Consider the following 5,244-nt stretch of genomic DNA (forward strand, 5'->3'; position numbering starts at 1 on the left):
TGGATTTTCACCAGCTGGCGAATATGAGCTTAGCTCGGCACGCCTGCGTTCATCTGCGGTTTATATTTCTTCAAAAACATAAAACTCGATGAGAATTCTGCATGCAGTGAGTTCGGATTCGAGTAAGTATTTTTCATTGACAAACTCATTTCGCTCCCTCCAGTCTTGGAACCTCGCGGGCTGCTATCTGTTCCCGAGCCATACGAATCGCTTCATGCAGCTTTGCCTCAAGCACATGTATCGGCGGCAGCTCAGTCAGGTATTCGGCAATGTGTATCCCACTCTCTTCCAGCCGCAGAAGTTCCACATGCTCATAAGACTTTTCCGCACATAATATAAGTCCCAGCGGCATACCTTCACCCTCGCGTTTCTCGTATTTATCAAGCCAGCGCAGGTAAAGCTCCATCTGACCTTTATCTGCTGCCTGAAATATTCCCAGCTTAAGTTCAATAGCGACCAGGCAGTGCATCCCGCGATGGTAAAAAAGCAGGTCAATATAGTAGTCCTCATTATCAATACTAATCCGCTTCTGGCGAGCTATAAAACTGAAATCTGTGCCAAGTTCCAGCAAAAACCGTTCAAGTTCCACAAGGATAGCTGATTCCAGATCCCGTTCGCTGTAGGTATCAGCAAGACCCAGAAAATCAAGAAGATAAGGGTCACGGAAAACCAGATCAGGGGTCATACGATCTTCATCCCTAAGTGTTTCAAGTTCCTGTCTGGCAAGCTGTGCAGGCTTTTTAGATATAGCGGTACGTTCATACAACATCCCCTGTATTTTGGCACGCATGGTACGGGTGCTCCATCGCTCAACACGGCACATTTCGGCATAGAAATCCCGCTTGAGATTATCTTTGATGTGGATGATCTCCCGAAAATGGGTCCAGCTCAATTGTCCACTCAGTGCGTGGACAATCTTCTCATCAGGATAAACCTCAGCAAAACGAATCATGTAGAAAATATTTGAACGAGCAAAGCCTTTTCTATACTCTGCAATCAATTGTCTCGATAGTGCGGAGACAATTTCTTTACCATACTCAGCACGCTCATTCCCGAGGATTTCAGTATTAATAAAACGCAGAGATTCGTCTTTATTTTGTCTCTCCTGATTAAAACTTATAGTTTTCAAATTTAACACCCTCTGCGTTCCTCTGTGTCCTCTGCGGTTTCTACTATGAGCTTCACACCATTTCCTCAAGCATCTCAGCTATCTCCTTCTCGATCCCCTTCAATTCTCCCTCTATCTCCTCAAGCGGTCGGGGTGGAGTATATTTGTAGAAATAGCGGTTAAAATTAATCTCATAACCCGTTTTTGTCTTTGATTCATCCACCCGGGCATCAGGCACATGAGGCAATACCTCACACGCCACATAATCAGCTATATCTTCTTTAAGCGGTACGTTCTCATAATCACGCAGTTCCGAATCTGGTTCAGGATTGCCGTTCTTGTCTGTGCATAAATCTGCTGCCTCATTCCGTTCAGAAAGTGCCATCAGGATGGCTTTGAATAATGGAGCAGGATGTTCAGACCGGAATCCCTGAATGCGTTCTTCATCAACTTCGTAAACTCGTCCCGGTTCTTTACCACACCACTTAAAGAAATTGTACCCAGCGCGTCCAGAATCGACTGCTGCATCTTGTTACCTTCAGCGATCTCAGCTTCAACCTTTTCCGTATCTTTGCGCTTCTTACTGCTTGCCAGACTGACAAACGGGCTTGTCTCTTTTACCTTTTCAAGCCTCTCTTCATTAACCGCAAAATTAAGCCGCAGGGGTCGCTCCACAGTAATTCTCTGGTAGCCAAAATCAGTGTTATCAAAAATTTTCACATACTCGCCCTCAGTGAAATCACCGTAAAGTCGGGTAATCTCAGCGATATGGTCAGCTTTACCACTGCGCCCGTCCCCGATCTCGTTACGTTTATTACCAAGGCTCTTACGCATCTTCAAAAAGAATCCGGTAGCATCAATTAGCTGAATCCTGCCCCGGCGGTGTTTTTCCTTGCGGTTTGTCACAATAAACAGATATGTGCTGATACCCGTATTGTAAAAAAGCTGATCCGGAAGGGCTACAATAGCATCAAGCCAATCACTTTCAATGATCCATTTGCGGATATTGCTCTCTCCTGACCCTGCCGCTCCTGTGAAAAGCGGTGAGCCGTTAAAGACAATTGCCAATCTTGTACCGCCTTCTCCTCTATCCTTCATCTTGCTGATCATGTGCTGGAGGAACAGGAAAGAACCATCATTAATGCGAGGCAATCCCGCACCGAATCGCCCGCCGTATCCTTGTTCATCATGCTCTTTCTGAATGAAATTCTGCTGGGGCTTCCATTCCACACCAAATGGGGGATTGGCAAGCATGTAATCAAAAGTCTTATCTGAAAAATAATCATTGGTAAAGCTGTCACCGAACCTGATATTGTCCATGCTCTGACCCTTTATCATCATATCAGAACCGCAGATAGCGTATGATTGCGGGTTATAGTCCTGGGCAAATACCTCAAGCGTTGCATCAGGGTTCAACTCACGAAGGTATTCCTCAGAAACAGACAGCATTCCACCTGTCCCAGCCGCGGGATCGTAAAGCGTCTTTACAATACCCTTAGTAGTTAAGATATCGTTATCAGGAGCAAATATCAGGTTAACCATTAGCCTGATAACTTCCCTTGGTGTGAAGTGGTCGCCAGCCTCCTCATTACTGGCTTCATTGAACCGCCTGATAAGTTCCTCAAAGACATACCCCATCTCTATGTTAGACACCTTATCAGGGTGCAGGTCAATCTCGCAGAACTTTGCAACAACCTGATACAAGCGATCTGCTTTTTCGAGTTTAGCAATATGTTCTTCAAAACCAAAGTGTTCGATAATCTCACGGGCATGGTTAGAGAAACTCTTGATATACTGGGTCAGGTTTGCCGCAATGTTATCAGGGTCCCCTTTCAATTTCTCAAAAGTGAAACGGCTTGTATTGTGGAATGACTGACCAGCAACCCGGTTAAGAATTGGCTCAATGTTCGTAATCTTACCATCTTCCAGGTTTTTGTACTTTTTAAATACTTCATCTTTAGTAGGCTCAAGCACACAGTCAAGACGTCGAAGGACGGTCAACGGGAGCATGACGTCCTTATACTGGTTGGGGCGGTATGGCCCACGTAACAGGTCTGCCACTGACCAGATGAAGCTTACTTTTTCGTTAAAGTTATTCATTTTCAACACCGGTTTTTTTAGTGTTCGAACGTTTAGAAAATAGACGAAGCCATAGATTGAGTAACATTTTTCCTTTTTTCCTTTATCTATATTATTTTGTTATCAATATTTCAGGTTCTACTTTTATTTTAACTTTCTGAATTTGTATCTACATTCTCCAAATCGCTTCATAGAAAACATATCTTTAATGCATTCATTACTATTGAGTTTAAGGCTTAGAAATCAGTAATTGATCCACAACCTTGATCTTTGAATAAAATATCATGGTTTTGCAAACTTGTTTTATTTTCAGCCACTTTTTCAAGAGATGGCTCACTGACCAAAACCAAACTCACAGGTGTTTTGGGGTAAACCTTGATATCAAATTCGAAAAAATGGCTGTTTGAAGTTATTGTTTATATCAGCAGAAGCTCAAATGCCAAGCACTTTGCGCAGTTTGCTTACATCGTAGCTCGGCTCCCCAGACCTCTTTCTCCGTTCTTCAGCGTTTTCCAGGACTTTAAGGAGTTCTTTAAGCTTCGCTTTCCCTTCCTGTGTTTTTGAGGCGTCTCTGGGTGTCATTCCCCCTAAAGATGAGATGGGCATATCCACCCATTTTCGGTAATGGTCTTCCAGTAATTTCTTCCTCAGCGCTTCACGAACAGGCTCATCTAATTCATTTTGTTGGGTTTTATTCTTTGCGATCTTATTTTTTCTGCCGCCTGTATCCAGGGGTTTTTTTGATTCCGATTGAAATTCAATGGAATCTCCCAGAGTTTTAAGCACATCCTTCCCAAGTTCAAGCCTTTTTTCGGAAAGACAATCCAATATAAGCTGCTTATTATTAATTGTCAGATCTCCCATTGACCTGTATTGTGGATCGCCTATATCAGAAACAAGAGATGTTTCAAACATGATCTCTCCTGCGCTGATATTATGATCTCTTATTTCCGCGACCAGCCCAAAGTGAATTTCATCCTGGTCAGACTCAAGAATTCTAAGGGAAGGTATGTCATAAAGTGCACTCACCGCCTTATTATAATCCCTGACTTTATAGATCGCTTTTGCAAAAAGAACAGGATCTCCTTCCGGGGTTATAATCTTTGGAGGCTGTGCCGCTTTTATGTGGGCGAATTTAATGAAAGTATGGCCGTACTCTTTGAAAAATTGCTGCCATGTAGCCTCTGGCTTTTCCATCTTGAATCTAAGGAAACTTTCCCTGCCAAACCGGATCATCTCATTCTTGCCAGTTGCTGGCAAGAGACATGCTGCTCCAGAGAGGTAAAATTTGCCAAGCGTTTTAATTATTCTCATGGCACCAATGTCCCATTTAATCATTCCTCTGGAAGAACGTATATCATTCACAAATATTTCATTATTTTCAAAGAAATCTCTGATATAAATGCCTATGCCTCTTTCGATCCCTGTTACTTCATAAACCCTTAGAGCAGTATCCTGCCATCCTTCGAGTATTTCTTTTTCAAGAGGGGCAATGTATGTATTTTTTTCAAGATAGAACAAATCAATGATCCTTTTCCCAGAATCTTTCAGCCTGTAATCATGAATGAACCACTCGGTCAACATGATCATATCACCTTCATCAGGCTCTCTACCTTCCAAAAATATCTTCTTGGCTTCTTCGAAATCAGCATTAAAGAGCGGTTCTCTGGAAAACTCAAGTATCTTTTCCCTCAGACTGTGCTCTGCTTTCGTTTTAATTTCCTGTATTTGCATGCAGCATTTCTTATATTTCTTTCCACTGCCACAGGGGCATGGCTCGTTCCTGCCAGCTTTCAGATTCATTGTCTTTAAGATGGAATTTAGAATTATAAAGTTGGCGATTTTGACGCCAATGCATTGAACCATTGCTGGCTTATACTTTCTTTATGTACAGGGCTTTGCCAGACGATAATAGGTCTTTTTTTAAAAGCTTTCATCTCATCAAACACGGCACAGTCTCATAATCCAGTTATGTAGTAAAAAGTAACTATATTATCACAATAAATACATATTTATATGATGTATTAATTAATTATAGTATCTGTGATATTTATGGT

Annotated in this window: 2 protein-coding genes and 1 pseudogene; all 3 read right to left on the bottom strand. The window is 42.3% G+C overall.

Annotated features, from left to right (window positions below; translation table 11 throughout):
- Positions 1–145 precede the first annotated feature (145 nt).
- Complete coding sequence (locus IBX40_10790; protein ID MBE0524804.1) at positions 146–1,207, bottom strand: DUF1016 domain-containing protein; 1,062 nt, start codon at positions 1,205–1,207, stop codon at positions 146–148.
- Positions 1,182–3,208 (bottom strand): annotated as a pseudogene (locus tag IBX40_10795) (SAM-dependent DNA methyltransferase). Before IBX40_10795 ends, IBX40_10790 begins: the two are co-directional and overlap by 26 nt.
- A 411-nt stretch (positions 3,209–3,619) precedes the next feature.
- The gene (locus IBX40_10800; protein MBE0524805.1) at positions 3,620–4,990 is read right to left on the bottom strand and encodes an SEC-C domain-containing protein; all 1,371 of its coding nucleotides are present in this window, start codon (positions 4,988–4,990) and stop codon (positions 3,620–3,622) included.
- Between the last annotated feature and the right edge of the window lie 254 nt (positions 4,991–5,244).

Source organism: Methanosarcinales archaeon, from assembly GCA_014859725.1.
Taxonomy (GTDB): Archaea; Halobacteriota; Methanosarcinia; order Methanosarcinales; family Methanocomedenaceae; genus Kmv04.